The sequence below is a fragment of the Pseudoselenomonas ruminis genome (genome assembly GCF_008271295.1).
Classification (GTDB): Bacteria; Bacillota; Negativicutes; order Selenomonadales; family Selenomonadaceae; genus Selenomonas_A; species Selenomonas_A ruminis.
Map to the genome: position 1 here is coordinate 67,633 of NZ_VTOY01000007.1, position 19,151 is coordinate 86,783.

At 50.4% G+C, this 19,151-nt stretch carries 14 protein-coding genes and 5 tRNA genes; 2 read left to right on the top strand and 17 right to left on the bottom strand.

The features are described from left to right. Positions 1 to 305 precede the first annotated feature (305 nt). On the top strand, positions 306 to 695 hold the full coding sequence (locus FZ040_RS09180) for a hypothetical protein (RefSeq protein ID WP_149171722.1): 390 nt from the start codon (positions 306 to 308) through the stop codon (positions 693 to 695). A 123-nt stretch (positions 696 to 818) separates the two neighbouring features. Here FZ040_RS09180 and FZ040_RS09185 read toward each other — a convergent pair. From FZ040_RS09185 to brnQ, 13 genes are all read right to left on the bottom strand, one after another. Next, positions 819 to 904: transfer RNA gene (locus tag FZ040_RS09185), tRNA-Tyr, on the bottom strand. A 4-nt stretch (positions 905 to 908) separates the two neighbouring features. Then, positions 909 to 986 (bottom strand) — tRNA-Arg (locus FZ040_RS09190). 35 nt (positions 987 to 1,021) lie between these two features. After that, positions 1,022 to 1,098: transfer RNA gene (locus tag FZ040_RS09195), tRNA-Ile, on the bottom strand. Positions 1,099 to 1,134: 36 nt separating this feature from the next. After that, positions 1,135 to 1,209: transfer RNA gene (locus tag FZ040_RS09200), tRNA-Gly, on the bottom strand. A gap of 4 nt (positions 1,210 to 1,213) precedes the next feature. Continuing rightward, positions 1,214 to 1,288, bottom strand: a tRNA-Gly gene (locus FZ040_RS09205). Positions 1,289 to 1,410: 122 nt separating this feature from the next. Further along, positions 1,411 to 5,916, bottom strand: coding sequence for an AAA domain-containing protein (locus FZ040_RS09210; protein WP_149171723.1), 4,506 nt, complete (start codon positions 5,914 to 5,916; stop codon positions 1,411 to 1,413). A gap of 234 nt (positions 5,917 to 6,150) precedes the next feature. Then, positions 6,151 to 6,984, bottom strand: a complete 834-nt coding sequence (locus FZ040_RS09215) for a hypothetical protein (RefSeq protein WP_149171724.1) — start codon at positions 6,982 to 6,984, stop codon at positions 6,151 to 6,153. Positions 6,985 to 7,106: 122 nt separating this feature from the next. Further along, positions 7,107 to 7,511, bottom strand: coding sequence for a YkvA family protein (locus FZ040_RS09220; RefSeq protein WP_149171725.1), 405 nt, complete (start codon positions 7,509 to 7,511; stop codon positions 7,107 to 7,109). Positions 7,512 to 7,589: 78 nt separating this feature from the next. Beyond that, positions 7,590 to 7,793 carry a protein kinase gene (locus FZ040_RS09225; RefSeq protein WP_074515286.1) on the bottom strand — a complete coding sequence of 68 codons (204 nt, stop codon included), beginning with the start codon at positions 7,791 to 7,793 and terminating at the stop codon, positions 7,590 to 7,592. Between the two features lie 101 nt (positions 7,794 to 7,894). Next, entirely contained in the window at positions 7,895 to 8,881 is a 987-nt protein-coding gene (locus tag FZ040_RS09230) for an asparaginase (protein WP_149171726.1), read from the bottom strand. A 2-nt stretch (positions 8,882 to 8,883) separates the two neighbouring features. Beyond that, complete coding sequence (locus FZ040_RS09235; RefSeq protein ID WP_149171727.1) at positions 8,884 to 9,726, bottom strand: HAD family hydrolase; 843 nt, start codon at positions 9,724 to 9,726, stop codon at positions 8,884 to 8,886. 99 nt (positions 9,727 to 9,825) lie between these two features. Then, positions 9,826 to 10,176 (bottom strand): nitrous oxide-stimulated promoter family protein, encoded by a 351-nt coding sequence (locus FZ040_RS09240; RefSeq protein ID WP_149171728.1) that lies wholly within the window; start codon positions 10,174 to 10,176, stop codon positions 9,826 to 9,828. A 223-nt stretch (positions 10,177 to 10,399) separates the two neighbouring features. Further along, entirely contained in the window at positions 10,400 to 11,740 is a 1,341-nt protein-coding gene (brnQ, locus tag FZ040_RS09245; RefSeq protein ID WP_149171729.1) for a branched-chain amino acid transport system II carrier protein, read from the bottom strand. A gap of 273 nt (positions 11,741 to 12,013) precedes the next feature. Between brnQ and FZ040_RS09250 the strand changes: the two genes are divergently transcribed. Then, on the top strand, positions 12,014 to 12,481 hold the full coding sequence (locus FZ040_RS09250) for a hypothetical protein (protein ID WP_439653917.1): 468 nt from the start codon (positions 12,014 to 12,016) through the stop codon (positions 12,479 to 12,481). A 28-nt stretch (positions 12,482 to 12,509) separates the two neighbouring features. On the opposite strand, the gene FZ040_RS09255 is transcribed toward FZ040_RS09250, so the two are convergent. The 4 genes from FZ040_RS09255 to metG all read right to left on the bottom strand — a co-directional run bounded on the left by FZ040_RS09255 (position 12,510) and on the right by metG (position 19,047). Then, a complete protein-coding gene (locus FZ040_RS09255) occupies positions 12,510 to 15,131 on the bottom strand; it encodes an EAL domain-containing protein (RefSeq protein ID WP_187620300.1) in 2,622 nt (873 codons plus the stop codon). 198 nt (positions 15,132 to 15,329) lie between these two features. Next, the gene (locus FZ040_RS09260; RefSeq protein ID WP_149171731.1) at positions 15,330 to 16,148 is read right to left on the bottom strand and encodes a G5 and 3D domain-containing protein; all 819 of its coding nucleotides are present in this window, start codon (positions 16,146 to 16,148) and stop codon (positions 15,330 to 15,332) included. A 194-nt stretch (positions 16,149 to 16,342) separates the two neighbouring features. Further along, complete coding sequence (locus FZ040_RS09265) at positions 16,343 to 17,116, bottom strand: TatD family hydrolase (RefSeq protein WP_187620301.1); 774 nt, start codon at positions 17,114 to 17,116, stop codon at positions 16,343 to 16,345. Continuing rightward, a complete protein-coding gene (metG, locus tag FZ040_RS09270; protein ID WP_149171732.1) occupies positions 17,113 to 19,047 on the bottom strand; it encodes a methionine--tRNA ligase in 1,935 nt (644 codons plus the stop codon). Before metG ends, FZ040_RS09265 begins: the two co-directional genes overlap by 4 nt. Positions 19,048 to 19,151: the final 104 nt, after the last annotated feature.

Here is a 19,151-nt window from a genome sequence, read left to right on the forward strand (position 1 = left end):
ACCTAGTTCCTCCCTTTTTTCTACATTTTATAGACATTTATACTATTATCTCAGTACAAAAGGACATAAGTCTTTATTATATTCCACCTTACATCGTCCATCTCCAGTAGAAAATAAAACATAAAAAAAGTAAAAACTGTAACATTGTACCCCGTTCTATACATTACCGCAAAATGTCCATTTATTGAATACAGGCATCATTCCCTGTCTGTATCAGCGTTAAACCAGCAAAAATTGACAAGCCGCCCAATTTTGCTACAATTATTCTTGTATGTTCTGCAATATCGAATAGAAAGGATAATTCCATGCTTTATATCATCACCAAACTCGTTACTGAAGGCAATAAACAAGCCTTTTCCGTCATCGGTGCCGTCGATGACAAAAAAAAGGCGGCCGCCATCGCCGCCGAAGTCTACAAAAATTATAACAAAGTCGCTTCCTTCCAGAATATCGAGATGATTACCGAATGGCTGGCAACACGCCTTTCCTATTCCTTCCGTCTCGACAAGGACCACCGCCTGCAGCTGGCCATCACCGAACTGGAAGGCGAAACCCTGCCAGAAGATAAACAGGTAATCTTCAATGCCGCTGCCGAAGAAGACGAACTCATGCGCCGCGTAAGCCAGGCCTTGTTCGAAGGCAAGCACACGGCCGAACGCGGCGGACAGGCACCTTCCTGCCCCATCGACCAGTAAGGCGCAAACCTACAAAACGATTCATGAGATAAGCCTCGATTGATGCTGCTTGCCAATCGGGGCTTATTTCATTAGCTTTGGAACAACAAAAAAGCGCCGCATACGCGACGCTGTGATTTCAGGTGGTGGGCAGGGATGGATTCGAACCATCGTAATCCGAAGATGACAGATTTACAGTCTGTTCCCTTTAACCACTCGGGCACCTACCCACAATGGTGACCCAGGAGGGACTCGAACCCCCGACCCTTTGATTCGTAGTCAAATACTCTAATCCAGCTGAGCTACTGAGTCATAACATTGGTTATAAAAGATATTAAGTTGGAAATTGGTGGGCCCACTTGGACTCGAACCAAGGACCGACCGGTTATGAGCCGGTTGCTCTAACCAACTGAGCTATAGGCCCATTGTATATAGAAGCTTTTCAGCTACTAAGCAAAAATGGAGCGGAAAACGAGGCTCGAACTCGCGACCCCCACCTTGGCAAGGTGGTGCTCTACCACTGAGCTATTTCCGCATTATGGAGCGGAAAACGAGGCTCGAACTCGCGACCCCCACCTTGGCAAGGTGGTGCTCTACCACTGAGCTATTTCCGCATTTTGTCACCGCTTGACTCAGAACTTTCTGTGTCTCGCTGACTGACAAAATCTATTATAGCCATTCCTGCATACTTTGTCAAACACTTTTTTACAAAAATCGTAAAAAATCAACAAAAAATTTATTTTGCTTCTGGATTGTCCTCGGTACGCCACTGCCTCAGGATTGTTTCTGCCCGCTGGCGAACATCCGAAAGAACCGTTTCGCGCTGGTTTCCTGCAAGCTGGCAATCCGCTCCAGCTGTCTCCGGCTCAATTCCCTGGAAGGCCAATCCGGCCATCAAGCGCCGGAAGGTTTCCTCAGGGTCACGATACCAATGACTTCCGCGAATCCGCAGGAAATTCCAGCCCAAACGCTCAAGCACTGCCTGTTGGCAGCGTTCTTCGGCTGCCTGCTGGATGCTGCTGACCCAATGCTCGCCATCGCAGTCAATGGCCACCTTCTGCCCTTGGCCCAATACCACCATGTCAATGGTATAGGCACCTGCTGCAAAATGTTTCTCCACATGATAGCCATAGCGTACCAATTCGCGATATACCGCCGTCGCCAGCGAAGACTCCTCTGCCTCATTCTGCACAATTTCCCAAACAGGATTCTGGGCATACTCAATAAGGCCGCGGCGGATATCCCCCGGTTTCAAGTCCTCCACTTCCATGGAATGGAATATCCACAATTGGTCACGCACACGGCTGGCTGCTACATTGTAGCGCTTGCTCGTGCTGCCATTATGCCCTTCCGACAGCAACCGCATCGGACTGCCGTCTTCTGCGCTGTCCACCAGCGACAGGAAAATGATATCCCGCTCATCGCCCTGGAACCGCGCCGGATTGCCACAGAGAAACTGCCTTTCCTCCAGCACGCTAATCCCCAGGCGTTGGACGGCCAATTCCCGGATAACCTTTGCCTGCTCATCCCCCAGCATAGAGATTGCACCAAAAGTCTTTCCCTGATATTCCGGCTGCTCAAGGCAGGCCGCAAATACGGCCACAATTTCCTCGGCCTCCCGAAAGTTCCGTTTCTGAGATCCTTCACGCGAGCCTGCCACTTTCACATCTACCAGCGGCATCAAAGGGCTGCTGCCCGATTCACGAAGCGGACGGATTCGTCCATCATAGACCAGTTGATTGCTGTAACCGATAATCTCCGGCACACAGCGGAAATGCTCGGTAAGCATGCGCGCTTCAAAATTCATCTGCGCAATATCATAAAGCGAGGTGTCCATCGTATACAGGGAAGCATGCTTGATGACACCCTGTATGGATGATGCCTGCAGGCGGGTGATGTCTTCTGCCGTCACGCCGACAGCAGACGGGCTGACCTGTTTATCGTCGCCCACGATAATGACCTTTTTGCCAAAATAGAGCAGTGGCAGCGCCGTGATATCCGCCTGACTGGCTTCATCAATCAGCAATATATCGAATTTCTCGCTCTCCGGCTTTAAATTCTGCCAAACCCGGGAAAGCGGCATAATCCAGGCCGGAACTGCCGCCTGCGCCTCAAGCATACATTGACGGGCCTCACGGATATGACGCGCGGCATACTTGCCCTTTCCCCGGCCAATCTTAGCCACCGCCTTGCTCCAGCCAATCAGGCTGGACTGAAGATTGCTTCCCGATACCTCTTTGAGCAGATGATACCAGGACAATTTTTCTGCCAATTCAGTAGTCGTCTGATGAAGCCGCGCCGTCAAATCATAAATCTGCTGGGAAAGTTCCCGCATATCATCCTGCGGCACATCGTCAAGCTCCTGCTTGAACTGCTGGTAAAGCCAGGCCGCGGACAAATTCTCTGGCGGAACCGCCCCTGCAAAGCCTTCGGCCTGCTCGCGGATATACTGCGCCCACAGCGGCGCGGCCGTTGCCAGCCGCTCTATAAGCTCCTGGCGGCGAAGATAGCGTTCCTTTAGCATATCATCCGCAGCCAGCCGCTCATAGGCCTCAGCATAGAGCTCGGCATCGCCTTCCAGCAGTGCCTTGGCAAACAATCTGGCCACGGTCCCATCTGCCGACAACACGGCCATACGGGTAGCTTCCAACGGGTCTTCTGCCTTGCCGTCTTCCTCGCAAAGTGCCAACAGGCGTTGCCAGCGGGGGAAATCCTCCTCCAGCCAGGAGAGCTGCTCCTCAAGTTTTTGATGAGGCGTTAGATAATTTCCACCCTCGTAAACAGCATCGGCAATAACGCCGGCACGGCGCCAGCGAAGCATCAGCTCATCCCAAACCCTTGGATACCAGTCAAGCAGTTCCTTTATCTCCTGCCAACGGGCACTTACGAGGTCATCGATATCATCTTCATTCCGGGCCAGTTCCTCATAGGAAATCATGCCATAAGGCACGAGCAGCTGCGACCACTCACGCCGCACGGTCTCGCGCGCCTGATGCAGCGATACATACTGCATCGCCAGCTGGCAGTCGCTGCGGCTGGCCAACGGCCTGCCATCGATCAAAAATCCCTGCTGAACTTCCTTCCAGTCACTATGCCGCAGCCGGTTCCAAAGCGAAAGTCGGCCGTCGGCATCAAAAGCCTCTGCCAGCTCTGCCAACAGCTGAATCAAATCTTTATCCAACGGCCGGTGAAGCTTATAGTCAAACTCCCGTCCGAAAAACCGCGTCATCGACTGCTGTTTTAGCTGCTGGACCTTGCCGATATCCCGGCCGAGCATCTCCCAAACCTCACGATGCGCACCGCCCTGCCGTCCAGCCAGCACAGCTTCCCGCGCCCACTCCTGCTGAAACCTTGAAAAGTCAATCGTCTGGTACAGCGCATTCGTCTCCTGCAGCATGTCCTGGGAAAGCTCTTCGGTTACGCGGCAGCCCTTGCGCAGGACATGTCCTTCGCCATCGAGGGATACTTCGGGAAAGCTTGCCAACAGCTCTTCTTTTTCCTGCTGCCTGGCAATCGCCTGCCCCAAAGCTGCCGCCGCCTCAGCCGGTATCAGCAGCTTCGTCCGGTCCGGTAAATTCTCGCTGAGTTCTGCCAGCAATTGCGCATCAAAGGCAGCATTTGACGCATAAAGCTCCAAAAACTCCGCCTCCGAAAGCGGCAGCGATGCGCCCTCCTCGATTTCGCCTGGAATCACACCGGAAAGTTCCTCATGCTCGTGCAGAAACGCCGCCATCCGCGACAGCGACCAGGCTTTCCCATCCAACAGGAAATAGTCCCGCCGGGCCTCCATCCGCTGGATATTTTCCTGACGCGTGCGCAACTTCCCCAACTGCCGGAGCAGTTCATGGCGCTCTGCCGTCAGCTTTTCTGCCGCCTGATACATCTCCTCGGCCGAAAAGCGGGAGAGCCGCTCACAAATTCCGCTGACCGAACGCTCCATATCCTTGCGGGAATCTTCCAGCAGCGACACACAGAGGTCCTGTATGCCTGCGGGCAGCTTTTCCTTCAGCACGGAAAGGGCTTTTGCGGTAGCACTTGTCACCAGTACCCGCTGGCCCTTGGCCAGAAAATGCCCCAACAGATTGGCAATCGTATGGGTCTTGCCGGTCCCCGGCGGCCCCTGAACCACCACGGCCGGCGCCTGCTCAATTTTGCGCGCAATCGCCAGCTGCTCAGCATTCGCCTGCTTCGTAAGCAGAATATCTTCGGCCTCACCACGGATGTCCTCGAGACTCACCGTCATTGGCTCCGACGGGGCCTTGCCATAGTCAGGATCTACAATCTCCAACAGCGCCGTCGGCACTTCGCCATGATTGTCCACATAGGCCATCATGCTGGCAATCGCGCGTTCGAGCCCGGCATTGTGGCGGCGCAGGAACAGCACCTGCCGGGGATAGACCAAATACCAGTCCGTGGGCAGGATGTCAAAGCGCTTTTCGGCAAAGCGGCAATTGGGAGTCAGCGCAGGAACAGCTTCCTGTAAAAATGTGACCAGTTCCCCATCCAGCGGGTGAAGGTCTGCCTCATCGAGCTTCCCCGAAAACGCACGGATTCCCTCCCCCTCTATCCCGGGAATATCCTGAAACATGTCGCCGTAAAGTTCCGTCGGATAATCCGTGTCGAGCAGCTGCATCGTTCCCTTCTTATCATAATGAAGGCGAACCCGTTTCAATACAATCGGATGATGAATGGCAGCATCCAGCCCGCTGTAAAACATGCCGTCACCCACCATGAGCTCCAGCTGTTCCGGCTCCTGGCGGCAGCGGTCATATAATTCATAAAGGGTCATGAACAATGCCTGCGTGCGGCTTTTAACCATCTCGCCAGCCCGCCACAAAGTACGGCGGCGCTTCCAGTCCTCAAACGCCGCAATGCGCACGCCCGAATCCACAAAGCGCTCGGTAATCTCACCCAGCCGCGGGTCCTTGCGCATCCGTTCTTCGCGGACCTCAATATCCACCGTCTCAAAGTTGCGCCAATCCGGTGTACGCACCCAACCGACCAAATCAAAGGGCATCTCCGGGCAGGCCGTAAATTCCGGCTTCTCAACCTCCAGCAGGACCCCGTCATGGCCCTCTTCGCCGGAATTTTTCCAAAGATGGATGCGCTTCGGGTCTATCGGCAGCTCATCAAAGAACAACGTCCATTCCTGTTCCTTGATATTCCGGATCAAATGCTGACGTAAGCTGCATACCTGCCGGATATAATCAAATAATTTCAATACTTTTTTCTGATTATCCATACATTCCTCGAATTCATCCACTTAATCCACACAAAACACATTGTTATCCCCAAAAATCTTTCTTTATCCACACGATTGTGGATAAAGATGTGGATAACCTCACGATTTTTCCAATACTCTGCCTCTATTCTACTGATTTTTCCGCTTGAGTGCAATAAAAAAAGCCCTGGCATTGACCAATAAAGCCAATGCCAAAGCCAATTGACAGATTTATACACAGGGGGATGTGGATAATCATGCTGCCTGTCCTGTTTTGCCCTCCCAAGTCACTTTATCGGCCCCATCGGGCATAATGACATGGTTGTTATACACAACGCTCATGCGGGTTGCTTCTGCCCGCTCATCCTCAGATGCCTTAGGATTGCGGCGAATCTCATAAACCTCATGCGACACCTGCTTTATCGCATAGGATTGCGCCGTATGGAATTGAAGCTCTACCCTGACACCTTCCGGACTCATGAGCTGCGCATTGATTCCCTGATAGAACTTACCACCCCAGGCGTTGCGGAATTTGATCACAGTAAAGCCCGAGGCTTCCAACTGGTGCAGCGCCTTTGGTACGCGATCCGCATAAGATTTTTCGTCGACCACCAGCGTATACCGCAGCACATCACTGATTGCCCCGGCGGCCGTATCCAGACTCTCATGATTGGCCTCTGCATCCGCCAGTATTTTTCCCGACAGACTGTCGGCGCTCTTGAAACGGTTTTCTAATCCTTCCAGATAGGAACCCTCTGTTTCGAGCTGCTGCATGGCAGCCGTGATACCGTCCTCGGCCTCTCGTGCCCTTAACAGGAGCTGCGCTGCCAAAACATCCGCCTGTTCACGCCGTTCCCGGCGTTTGCCCGCCGCTTTTGCCTCGCGGCCATCGCTGAAATCGGCCAATTCCACCACAGCGGCCAAAGATTCGTCACTAGCTGCCGCGGCATAACCGCGTGAAACATTCACGGGCGCTACCACCGCCATCATCAGCATTACCGTTGCGGTGAGGGTACGGGCTGCCCAGCCTGCACGAAGCAGCTTACGGGCAGAATATCTCGATAACTTCTGTTTCATGTCGTATTTCATACTATACCTCCAAACCATTCATATTCATGCTGGTTTTCTCGGCTTCAGCTTACGACATTCATTATATAGAACGATTCTTGAAACAAACTGGTTGATAATGAAAACTATATGAATTCCCGTCGTCACACCAGTTCATCGGCGTATTCATCCCCCAGGATATCCCGGATTTTTTCTTTCGCCTGCAACCTTACTTCATCGGTAATATAAAGCTGTGCCAATACAATTGCCGCAGCTATAACAGACGCATCGTCCGTATACCCCATCAAGGGAATAAAATCAGAAATCACATCAATCGGCGAAATCAAGTAACCCAACGCACCATAGATTCCCACTTTGACTTTCGTCGGGCAATTGGGCTGTTTCGTCACATAATAAAGCTGCAGTGCCTGGTAAATAATTTTTACGCCTATCTGCGCCGCATTCTTTTTTATCTTATTCCAAAATCCATCTTCCGAAAATTTTTTTTCGTATTTTTCCGGGTCGATTTTCTTTAATTCCTCTTCCGATACATGAATTTTTTCCGCCATAGGATAACCTCCCAGCTGATAAAAAAACGATGCCAGGTCCAACAAAAGGGCTCAGCATCGTCTTTCCGTAATTTCTTTTTACTTTTTGAGCGTTTCCAATACAGCGCTCGGACTCATGTTTTCTTTCTTCATGAACTCAAGCAGTTCTTTATAATCGGTCTTTGCTTTCTGCTCATTAAGTTCAGCAAGCTCAGCTTTCAATTTTTTGAGCTCAGCCTGTTTCTTAGCAATTTTTGCCTCAATCTTAGCGATTTTTTCTTCGTAATTTGCAGTTCTAGCCATTTGCCATTCTCCTTTTAAATAATCTTGAATCGATTACCTTTATCTGCTCTCATTATACAAGATTATCCTTAAAAAGACAAAATATTTTTCTATACAAATGCTTAAAAACGATTAAACCATTCCTGTATTTCATCGCCCTTTAATTTTTGCTGCAAGGCCAGCTGCAACAATATCCGCGCTTTTTGCGGATTTAAACTCTCACTATGGAGAATTTTTGCCGCTTCATAAGATGGCTCGGCAACCGTTACCTGTCCTGCATAGCCACGGGTACTGCGAACTACAGTTACGCCATCTTCTACCGCCTGCGCCAGCTTTTTTTCGACCGGTGCCGGCAGGCTTCCATTTCCCATGCCAGCATAAATAATCCCTTGGGCACCAGCTTTTACAGCAGCTTCCACCAAAAGGCCATCATCGCCAGCATATCCGTAAAGAATCCGCACATCGGGAAGTTCCTGAATCGTTTCGCTAAGCTTCAGGCTCCCGTCAAGATGCGTGTATTCACTGCGGCGGGTAAATTTCACCACACCGTCGTCCACACTGCCCAGCGAGCCGCCATTAGGCGACTGGAAAGTATGGACGGACATCGTATGCGACTTGGTAACATCATGTGCCCCATCGATTTGGTTATTGGTCACCACCAAGACGCCGCGGTCGCGGGCTTCCGGGCTGACGGCCACCCGCACGGCATCGAGGAGGTTCAGCGGACCATCCGCACTGATGGCCGTAGCCGGACGCATCGCCCCCGTCAGTACGATGGGCTTGTCGGTACAGGTCAGCAGGCTCAGCAGATAGGCCGTCTCCTCCATCGTATCCGTACCATGGGTGATAACCACACCGTCAATCCCTTCGAAAGCCAGCAGTTCATTGCAGCGGCGCGCGAGTTTAAGCTGGATTTCCTGGGTCATATCCTTGCTGTCAATCGCGGCAATCTGCTCGCCAGATACCTCCGCCAGTTCACGGATTTCCGGCACCGCCGCCAAGAGGGACTCAATGCCAATAGCACCGGCCTGATACCCGGTCGTAGCCGTATCCGATTCCGCACTGCCCGCAATCGTACCGCCTGTTGCCAATACATAAATCTTTTTCATGCTCAAGCCTCCCTAGTTGCTGCGACATGTTCCAAAATCCAGGCCATCAGATGTTCCTCAACAGGGCAACCCGTATAATCCGCAGCGTTCTTGGTATCGTCATGCGCATTTCCCGACGCCACACCAACATCTGCCAATTCGAGCATTTCGTTGTCATTTAAATAATCCCCAGCGGCAATAATCCGATAATCTTTCCACTCCGGCAGACTGCGGATTTTCTCCACCATCGTCCCCTTGGAAACTCCTTTGGCAACAAATTCGTAGTAATTCACTTCAGAATAAAAACTGTTGGTTAATGCATCGATGCCAAATTTCTTTTCCAACCGTTCCACACGATGAAGGACTGCCGGTTCGGCACAAATAAAGAATTTGAGCCACGGCGTTTTATCCGTATCCCGAAGTTTATCGAGCGTGCAGTGCTCGTATTTATAATACTCAAACGGCAGCCGCGGATCATCGTATTTCTCATTGCTGATGATATGGCAATTATCTGCCGTATACACCTCAATACAAGCATGCGGAAATGATTCCCGCACCGCTTCGGCAAAACGCGGCCAAATGGTCTTATCCTCTGCCGAAAGCAGCGGACAGGTTGCCAGAATTTCTTTTTTATTCCAATCGTAGAGCATCGAACCATTGAAGAAAATACTCGGCGCGTTAATTGGCAAATCTTTGACATACCCTTCCGCGGCCTCTGGCGTGCGGCCCGTGGCAATGGCAAAACGGCCGCCTCCTTCCACAAACCGCTGCAGCGCTTCTTTATTTTCCTCCGAAATCACCCCGCCGCGCGGAATCAGTGTCCCATCGAGGTCGCTTATCAGCAAAATATTTTCATAAGGTTTCAAACCGCATTCCCCTTCCTTTACCGAATCAGTTCATTAATAATTATACCTGCAAGGAGGCAATACGGAAAGAACTTTCTCATTAGAAAAAGAAACCATGCATCATTTTTCGCGTTTTCGCAGGCCATGACGCGTCCGCCATTGAATCAGGATATGACGAATGGCCATAAGCGGATGATGCCAAAGCATCCGCGGGCCGCTATAACGCATAATCGTCAAAATCAATTCCCGCTGCGGTTTCGCATAACAATGAATCGGGCAAACACTGCAAAACGTCTTTACCGCCATGCGCGGGCATCTGGCAATGCGGATATCCGCATAGGCCGCAATAGCTTCACAATCCGGACACAGCTCGTTCCCGGATTCCCGAATATGATGATGGCCATGGCAATATATCTTCATGATTTCCTGCACCGTTTTCCGCTCTGCTATGCGTTTTGCTTCGACATTCATAACAATCCCCTGCCCTTCTTTATCCAGAAATTATACCACAAATGAAGTTATCCACCAGGTAGCGGATGTTACGAATCGTTTCTGTGGATAGCTGTGGATAATCCCCAGACTTTTTAACACCTTATCCACAGATTTTCAGCAATCATCCACAGTGTTTCTGTGGATAAGTATTTCAGGTACTAAAAAATGCCCCTGCCAAAAGCAGAGGCATTTCCCTATACGATTAGCTTGCTACACTCACATCAGCCGGTTTTTCCTGAAAGCAGGAATACACAAAGCCGAAGGCAGCCCCGAGCAAGGCCGGAATTACCCAGCCCATGGTAATGCTGTAGAACGGCAGGTACGCCGTCAAAAATTCGTTAACGCCCGGCAGCTGAATGCTGGCCGCATTGAGGCCATCGATGATGGCAAATACCATCGTGCAGTTCATCGCACCGCGATAGACGCTGCGGCGCCAGTCAATGAAACGGTCGAACAACGACAGCAGAACAAACACGATAACCAATGGATAAATTCCCACGAGGAACGGAATCGTCAGCGTGATAATCTGAGTCAGACCGACATTGGAAGCGACAAAGCTGAACAAGATGCTAAAGAGCAGCAGGCGCTCATAGGAAATCTTATTCTTGAAGAGCTTGTTGAAGAACCAGGCCGTACCTGACGTGATACCACAGCAAGTGGTAAGGCAGGCCAGCGAAATGATAACGGCCACCAGCAGGTTGCCAGCCGGACCAAAGAAAATCGAGATAGCCGCCGCCAGCAGCTGGCCGCCATTTTCCGAATGGCCAAGAACGCTGGCACTCGTCGCACCGATATAGGAAAGCGAACCGTAAACCATCGACATCAGCACTACCGTAATAAGACCGGCAATCAGGCAAACCTTACCGATTGCCCGGTTAGAGGTAACACCACGCATGCGGATGGCATTGACAACCAGCGTACCGATTGCCAGCGAAGCCAAAAGGTCCATCGTCTGATAGCCATCCTGGAAGCCCTGGACAAACGGCGTGTTAATATAAGCTCCCGTCGCATCGAGAATATCTCCGAGCGGCGTCATAAATGCCTTGGCAAACAGAATAACCAGAAATACCAGCAAAACCGGCGTCAGCATCTTGCCCACGCGGTCAATCAGCTTATTGGGATTCAGCGCCAGATAATACGAAGCAGCGTAGAAAATTGCCGTATAGATTGCCTGGCCAAGCACCATATTGTCAGCCGTCAGGAACGGACGGATACCGATTTCAAAAGAAACCGCGCCCGTACGCGGCATCGCAAACAGCGGTCCAATAGTCAGATAGAGGATGACCAGGAGCATCGTCGCCATCCACGGATACGTCATCTTGCGGATGAATTCGATATATTTTCCACCCTGCAGGGCAATTGCCGTTATTCCGAGCAGCGGCAGGCCTACGCCCGTCACCAAAAAGCCAATCATTGCCGTCAGCACATGGTCACCAGCGGCCTGACCAAGAGCCGGCGGAAAGATAAGATTTCCAGCACCGAAGAAGATGGAGAACATCATGAACCCGACGGTTAAGATTTCTCCCTTAGACATTTGATTCATACTAACACCCTTTTCTTTTTGCAAAGAACCCGTTTGTCCTTTTGCAGTGAACATTCTCGAGCACAAAAAAATTCATGTCCAAACCGAGCGAACATGAACGAGGCCCTGTCTTTCTTAAGCGATAAATGCATTATAGCATAAATGTACTTTACAATGCAACATTCAATTTCTTTGTCCACTGTAAATGTGTAAACTTACGTTTTTTTTCTTTTTTTGCTATACTATGCTATACTGATCATAAAATCGCGAGCATTACAAAGGAGGATTCATAATATGGCTGAAGAACAAGCTGAACAGGAAAACGTCCCCGCTAAAAATACAAATGAACAAGAACTTGACCCTATTGTCACGCAGGCGCATGGCGTGCAGCAGCAGGTAAAAATGGAAATCCTCAAAATGATACACAGTGGCGAAAGCCCCTTCGACATCATCTATCATATTGCCAAACGCCTTGAAGATGTATCCGGCGAACCAGGCTATGCCAAATACGTGGAAGACCAGATCCGCGCCGTTTACGGTTTTGCCCTCGAACATGTAAAACCAATGAAGGATGAACTGCACGAAGTCGAAGAACGCCTCAAGCGAATTGAAAAGTCTTACGAAAATCCGGATTTCACCGAAGAGGAACACATCCGCATCGGCTTTGCCATCAACCGCCACAAGAAAAACATCGAACGCCTCAAGGTCATGATTCAAAAAGCCGAGGCCGACCATGACGATATGACCATCGTCAAAAATTAAAAAAGGAGCGCAGCATCGCGCTCCTTTTTTATTCCAACAGGGTAAATTCCTGTTCAAATTTTGCTACTTCTTCCGGATTTATTGCCCGCAGACGTTCCCGGATTGCTTTTAACTGTGCCCTCTCCCTGGCCAGCGGCGTAATATCCTCCATGACCAGATAGAGAAGCGTCCGCATGTTTTCGGCACAGATGACGCTGGCCCGCATCCGCACCCATACCACGCTGCCATTGCTGCAGCGGCGGCGTATCTCAGCTTCACAGCCATTCTTCTTATCGACCGCTTCGCGGATTAACTGCCAGAACTTCTCCTGGTCTTCCGGCATAATCCGGTCCATAATCTCATTGTCAGGGCCATAAACCTTCTCGCGCGGGTCGCCGAACAGTTTAAAATACCCATCGTTGACACGCAGGATTTCCAGACTGCTGCCCACGAGCTCATAGAGCCCGATTGCTCCGCCCGAACTGTTGAACAGCACCGTCAGCTGTGCCGACATAGTCATCATATCAACCGTTTCATCGGTTCCCAGATGCACCAATACCGGGTCGCTGCTATACCCCTGGTCAACCAGACCCTCATAGACATCCACCGGCACCGGCTTGGAATAGAAGAATCCCTGAACGCATTCACAGCCAATAGTCCGCAGGAAATCTGCCTGCTGCTGGGTCTCTACGCCCTCGGCAATAACCGGTATATGCAGCCATTTAGCCATACGAACCACAGAATTCAATATATTGCCACCGCGGCCATTATCTTCTTTATCACTATCCGCCAGGAACTTGAGGTCAATCTTTAATATATCGACCGGCATGTCCTTGAGCATGTTAAGTGACGAATACCCGCTGCCAAAGTCATCCATCAGAATGGGGAAACCTTTTCCCTGCAGCTGTTTGGCAATCTCGATAATCTGCTGCGGATTCTCCACATAAGCGCTTTCCGTAAGCTCCAATTCCAGATAGCGCGGCGGAATCCGGTATTTCCGGATGAGATTTTCAAAGACCTGTACAATGTTGGGACTGTACAAGTCAATGCGTGATACATTAACAGAAATCGGCAGTATAGGCCGACCTTTGTCCATATCCTCCCGCAGGAGCTGGCAAGCCCGTTCCCAGACATATTTATCCAGCTGATAAATAAAACCGTTCTGCTCAAAAACCGGAATGAACTTCGCGGGCGAAATAAATCCCAGCTGAGGATGAAGCCAGCGAACCAAAGCCTCAGCACCTATGACCTTCTCACTCATGAGTTCGTACTTCGGCTGCAAATAGACCAGGAACTCGCCCCGCTGCAGCGAACCATGCATATTATTTACGATGACCTGTTCATTGACAATACATTCGCGCATGTCTTCATCGTATTCCCCACAGAGCACCAGCCCGTTGTGCTGGGCGCGGGAAAGTCCCATCGATGCACGGTCCATCATCGTTGTCACCGAAAGTTCCGGGTCCCGTACCGTATAGACACCAAAATAGAATTCGATACGATAATCGAGCGCAAAGGATTCGGCCAGCATTTGCAGCGAATGAATGAGATGCTCCCGGACATTGTTTTCCGTCGGATAGCAAAGCAGGAAATTATCCGCATAAAGCCTGCCATACGCACAGGGATCCAAACGGATACTCTTCAGGAAATGCGCCACATATTTCAAAAGCTTATCGCCGGTTTCCTCACCAAAAAGGTCATTGATAACCTTGAAACGGGCAATGTTGAAACGCATGATTTCAAACTCAGTATGAGGATTCTCCTCAAGAATTTCCGCCGTCCGCCGGCAAAAAGCCTTCTTATTATATAACCCTGTCAAACGGTCATGACGAAGGTTGTACAAAAACGTCGCGTGGGTCTGTTTGAGTGGTGACAGATTCGTGATTACCGCGTTGAACGTTCCCACGCCTGTCGCCTTATCGAAAACATAGCGGCCGCATTCCATACACCAGATATAACTGCCATCCTGACGGCCTAACCGGTACTCAACCTGATAGGTATCGGTTTTGAGCAGCTGCCGTTTTATTTCCGCCCGGCTCGGCTGGAAATCATCCGCATGGATAATCCGCTGGATTTGCCCCTCAAGGCTGGCACCAAAATCCGCACTCGACACATATCCCAGCATCCGCCACAACTCATCGCTGTAATAATCAAGCGGCAGGCCCTTATCCGGACGATACTGGACATAGGCGCAATTGACATAAGAGGAAACCATATCCACAATTTCCTCCATCGTGGATTCGTTTTCCCCGCCGCGATTGAGCAGCCGCGAACTTACCACCTGATAGGTCAATTCCTGACGCATATCCCGCTGAAAATGCATGCCGCAAATCTGCCGCCCGGCCTCGGTATCGCGATAGATTACCAAGACCTGATGCATGTTGCGCATGCGCTCATTCGTCGAATAGACTACATTGGCACGGATAGTCAGCCCTTCACCGGTATTACTTTCGACGCATTTCAGCTTCGTGACACGGCAGGAATCAATATCCTGATGCATCTTCCGCAGGAGTTGTTCTGCCTTTACCTTCCCCGTCGCATAAGTCTCAGAATGAATACCAAAAAGAATGACATCCTCCGTAAATAATTTCTGGATGTCGGTGATATTGCCAAACTCGTAGTATTCTCTCAATATTCTTTTCGTCAAGACGACGGTCTTGCTTTGATCCATCAACATGCGTCCTTTCGGTGATTTGAACAGCTTCATCCGTTAGGATAACCTACTGCTATCAATTAACAATAATTATAGCATAATTCTTTTAAAAAATGTTAATAAATGTTACAAAAGTAGATTAATTAATACATTATCCTGCCAATAAAAAAGAAGCCCTTCCAATTTAGCCGGAAGGGCTTCTTTATGAATTGACAATCAGTCTAATACGTAGACCTGTACATCGCGGCGGCCAAAGTTCATGCACTCACTATAAGTTTCCATGCAAAGGTCAATGCGTTCACCACGGATTGCGCCGCCCGTATCAGCAGCAATAGCAACGCCATAACCCGGGATATATACGCGGGACCCCAGCGGAATGACCCGCGGGTCAACCGCAACTACGCCGCGCGTAGCCGGAATTCCCATTGCCGTAAGGCCCTCCGGGCTGCCATCCGTTGGCAGGTAAGCCGTTGCTTCCATCGTATAGACAGCGCGATAGCTCGTCGAGCCATTCTCCGTCTGTACTTTGGGTTTCATCATTTCTTCACGCTTCAGAGCCAATGCCTGAAGTTTAGCGGCATTGTCTTTAACAACTATGTCTAAGTTCTCCTCAATTTTCGTATCCAGCCCCGGAGCCGCTTCAACGTCTTCCAGGTTGTAGCCCAACTCGATAAGGGCGTCTCCTACGGTCTGTTTGCTGGTCATAACTTCCTTTTTCTGACCTTCGTACGATACAGTTACCGGGACCGCACGGTAAACTGTGATTTTCGTGTTCCTATCATTGATTTTTTCCATATGGAATTCATCATTGGCGCTAAGTTTCACGCCAGCCCGCGAAAGGATGTAATCCGGGCTCGTATGGGTTGTGTTCGTAGTAATAGTACGTCCATCTACTTCGATGGACACCTGGTGTATATTCGTTGGAATTGTATTGCGGGTAAAACCCGTCGTCATCATCATCATGGCCGCCAGCATAAAGCAAAGCACCATTTTCTTTTCTTTTTTGTTGAATGTAATAAGTTTCGTTAAACTCATTGAAAGCCCCCTTTAAATTTTGCGTGAAGAACTTCAAGAAGTATACCATGTGGCAAACTTGCTTGTCAAATCCAACGTATCTATTCTCCCACTTTACGCTGAAAACAAGCTGAAAAATGGGAATAGAAAAGTGGTGGAGGCCTCTTTTGTGAGGTCGTCCACCACTTTTGCTAAAAATCCATGATTTTCGGGGCTTAAAGCCCGTATAATTCCTCCGCATTCTGTGAGGTTTGTTTTGCCACGGTTTCCAACGAAATTCCCTTGATTTCGGCTACTTTCTCCGCCACAAAACGGACGAAAGCGGGTTCATTTTGTTTGCCCCGCATGGGAACCGGGGCCATATAAGGTGCATCGGTCTCCACCAAAAGGCGTTCCAGTGGAAATTTCTGAACGATTTCCGGCAGTTTGGCAGCATTTTTAAACGTCAGCGGCCCATCTACGCCGATGTACCACCCGAGCTTCAACAGCTCCTGCGCCATTTCGAAACTGCCCGAAAAACAATGCATAACACCACGGATTCCCCTGCCCTCGCGCTTGAGAATCGAAAGGGTATCCCCATGGGCCTCCCGGTCATGAACACAGACCGGCAGATGGAGCTGGCGGGCCAAATCGAGCTGGCGGATAAATACCTGCTGTTGCAGCTGGCGCTTTTCCTGGTCTTTTTCCCAGTAGTAGTCCAGCCCGATTTCACCGATTGCTACGACCCGTGGCTCTTCCGTCCAGGCGGCCAGCTGGTCATCGTCACGGCTGGTCATGGGAAAGGCTTCCTCCGGATGAATGCCGACACCGGCATAAACGCCCTCATAGGCCGCTGCTAGTTCCACCGCTTTCGCGGAGGACTCGAGTGTATCGCCCATATTGATGAGACGCGTCACACCATTTTCCCGGGCCCGTTCGATTGCTTCCTGCTCATGCCCGCTGAATTTCGCATCATTGAGATGCGTATGGGTATCGACGAGCTCTATCATTTTACGACTGCTCCTACCGGCATATCTACGGACAGGACTTTCAAGTCATCTCCTGCCGATGCAGCCAGAACCATGCCATGGGAAACTACGCCACGGATTTTCGCCGGCTTAAGGTTTACCACCATAACAACATTTTTGCCGATGAGGTCGGCCGGTGCATAGTGTTTCGCAATGCCCGATACCAGTTCGCGCTGTTCCGAACCCAGGTCAACCTTGAGTTTCAGCAGCTTTTCCGTTTCCGGAACCGGCTCTGCGGCAAGGACCTTAACAACGCGGAGCTGCACTTTGCTGAATTCATCAAAGGTGACTTCGCCGTTATCGGCTTTCTTTTCTGCCTTTTTTTCCTTTTTCTGCTTAGGCTGTTTGGCCTGTTTCGACTGTTCCTCTTTCTCGACTTCAATGCGCGGGAAGAGCTGCTCCGGTGTGCCAACCTTGAGGTCAGCCGGCGTGCCGCCCCACTGGCGGATATCGTCGAGCTGGACTTCTGCGAAAGCCTGCGGCAGATTGAGCTGCTGCCAGATGCGCTCAGCCGTGACCGGCATGAACGGCGCAATCAGCACGCTGATATGACGCAGGGATTCAACGAGGTTGTACATGACATTTGCCAATTCCTGTTTCTTCGTCTCATCCTTAGCCAGTGCCCAAGGTGCCGTCTCGTCAATATATTTGTTGGCACGGCTGATGAACGCCCAAACCTTTTTGATGGTAAGCGACAATTCCATCTTCTGCATATTCTCGTCAAAGAACTTGACCGTCTCATCGGCATCGGCCTTCAGGGATTTATCGATGTCACTCTCGCCCTGCGGAGCCAGCACCACACCGTCCTGGAACTTGCCAATCATATTGAGCGTACGGTGCAGCAGGTTGCCCAGGTCGTTAGCCAGGTCGCTGTTGATGCGCTGAATCAGGGCATCACGCGAGAAGTTGCCGTCCTGACCCAGATTGATTTCGCGGAGCAGGAAGTAGCGGATAGCATCGGCACCAAATTCTTCGATAAGGCCAATCGGATCTACGACATTGCCCTTGGACTTCGACATTTTGTCGCCATCGACAATCAGCCAGCCATGGCCATAAACCTTCTTCGGCAGCGGCAGATCCAGCGCCATCAGGATGCACGGCCAAATGATGGTATGGAAGCGGACGATTTCCTTGCCGACGAGATGCAGGTCAGCCGGCCAGAATTTGTTGAACTTCTCCGGGTCATCGAGGAAGCCAATCGGCGTCAGGTAATTCGTCAGTGCATCGAACCAAACGTAGATAACGTGTTTTTCATCGATAGGAACCGGGATACCCCAATCAAACGACGTACGCGAAATGCAGAGGTCTTCGAGGCCCTGTTTGATGAAGTTTATCATCTCGTTGCGGCGGGATGCCGGCTGGATGAAATCCGGATGCGTCTCGATGTAATCGAGAATCTTATCCTGATAGTTGCTCATCTTGAAGAAGTACGCTTCCTCGGAGACTTCCTGAACCGGGCGGTGGCAGTCCGGGCAGCAGCCGTTTTCATCGAGCTGATGCTCCGTCCAATAGCTCTCACACGGCGTGCAGTAAAGCCCCTTGTAGGAACCTTTATAGATATCGCCCTTGGCATAGATGCGGCGGAAGATTTCCTGAACCACTTTCTCATGACGTTTCTGAGTCGTACGGATGAAGTCATCATTGCTGATGTTCAAGAGTTTCCAGAGGTTCTGGAAACCGGCAACGATTTTATTCGTGTATTCGATTGGCGTTACGCCTTCCGCCTCAGCCTTCTCCTGGATTTTCTGTCCATGTTCATCGGAACCGGTCAGAAAGAAAACGTCCTCACCAGCCAGACGATGGAAGCGCGCAATAGAATCCGCAATCGTCGTGCAATAAGCATGACCGATATGCAGCTTGGCACTCGGATAATAAATCGGTGTCGTAATGTAAAATGGTTTTTTCTCTGTCATGGAAAATGATCCTCCTTATAATAAACCCGCTAATGATTCGGGTTTTGGTCTATCTTTTCTATTATAACGCCATTGTTCAAATTTTGCCAAAGGCAAAATCTTCC

Coding starts and splice junctions, on each gene's coding strand:
- FZ040_RS09230 (WP_149171726.1), bottom strand. CDS start 8,881: ATGAAAAAGATTTATGTATTGGCAACAGGCGGTACGATTGCGGGCAGT.
- FZ040_RS09225 (WP_074515286.1), bottom strand. CDS start 7,793: ATGGCTAGAACTGCAAATTACGAAGAAAAAATCGCTAAGATTGAGGCA.
- FZ040_RS09250 (WP_439653917.1), top strand. CDS start 12,014: ATGGCTGAAGAACAAGCTGAACAGGAAAACGTCCCCGCTAAAAATACA.
- metG (WP_149171732.1), bottom strand. CDS start 19,047: ATGACAGAGAAAAAACCATTTTACATTACGACACCGATTTATTATCCG.
- FZ040_RS09255 (WP_187620300.1), bottom strand. CDS start 15,131: ATGGATCAAAGCAAGACCGTCGTCTTGACGAAAAGAATATTGAGAGAA.
- FZ040_RS09220 (WP_149171725.1), bottom strand. CDS start 7,511: ATGGCGGAAAAAATTCATGTATCGGAAGAGGAATTAAAGAAAATCGAC.
- FZ040_RS09265 (WP_187620301.1), bottom strand. CDS start 17,116: ATGATAGAGCTCGTCGATACCCATACGCATCTCAATGATGCGAAATTC.
- FZ040_RS09215 (WP_149171724.1), bottom strand. CDS start 6,984: ATGAAATACGACATGAAACAGAAGTTATCGAGATATTCTGCCCGTAAG.
- brnQ (WP_149171729.1), bottom strand. CDS start 11,740: ATGAATCAAATGTCTAAGGGAGAAATCTTAACCGTCGGGTTCATGATG.
- FZ040_RS09210 (WP_149171723.1), bottom strand. CDS start 5,916: ATGGATAATCAGAAAAAAGTATTGAAATTATTTGATTATATCCGGCAG.
- FZ040_RS09240 (WP_149171728.1), bottom strand. CDS start 10,176: ATGAATGTCGAAGCAAAACGCATAGCAGAGCGGAAAACGGTGCAGGAA.
- FZ040_RS09180 (WP_149171722.1), top strand. CDS start 306: ATGCTTTATATCATCACCAAACTCGTTACTGAAGGCAATAAACAAGCC.
- FZ040_RS09260 (WP_149171731.1), bottom strand. CDS start 16,148: ATGAGTTTAACGAAACTTATTACATTCAACAAAAAAGAAAAGAAAATG.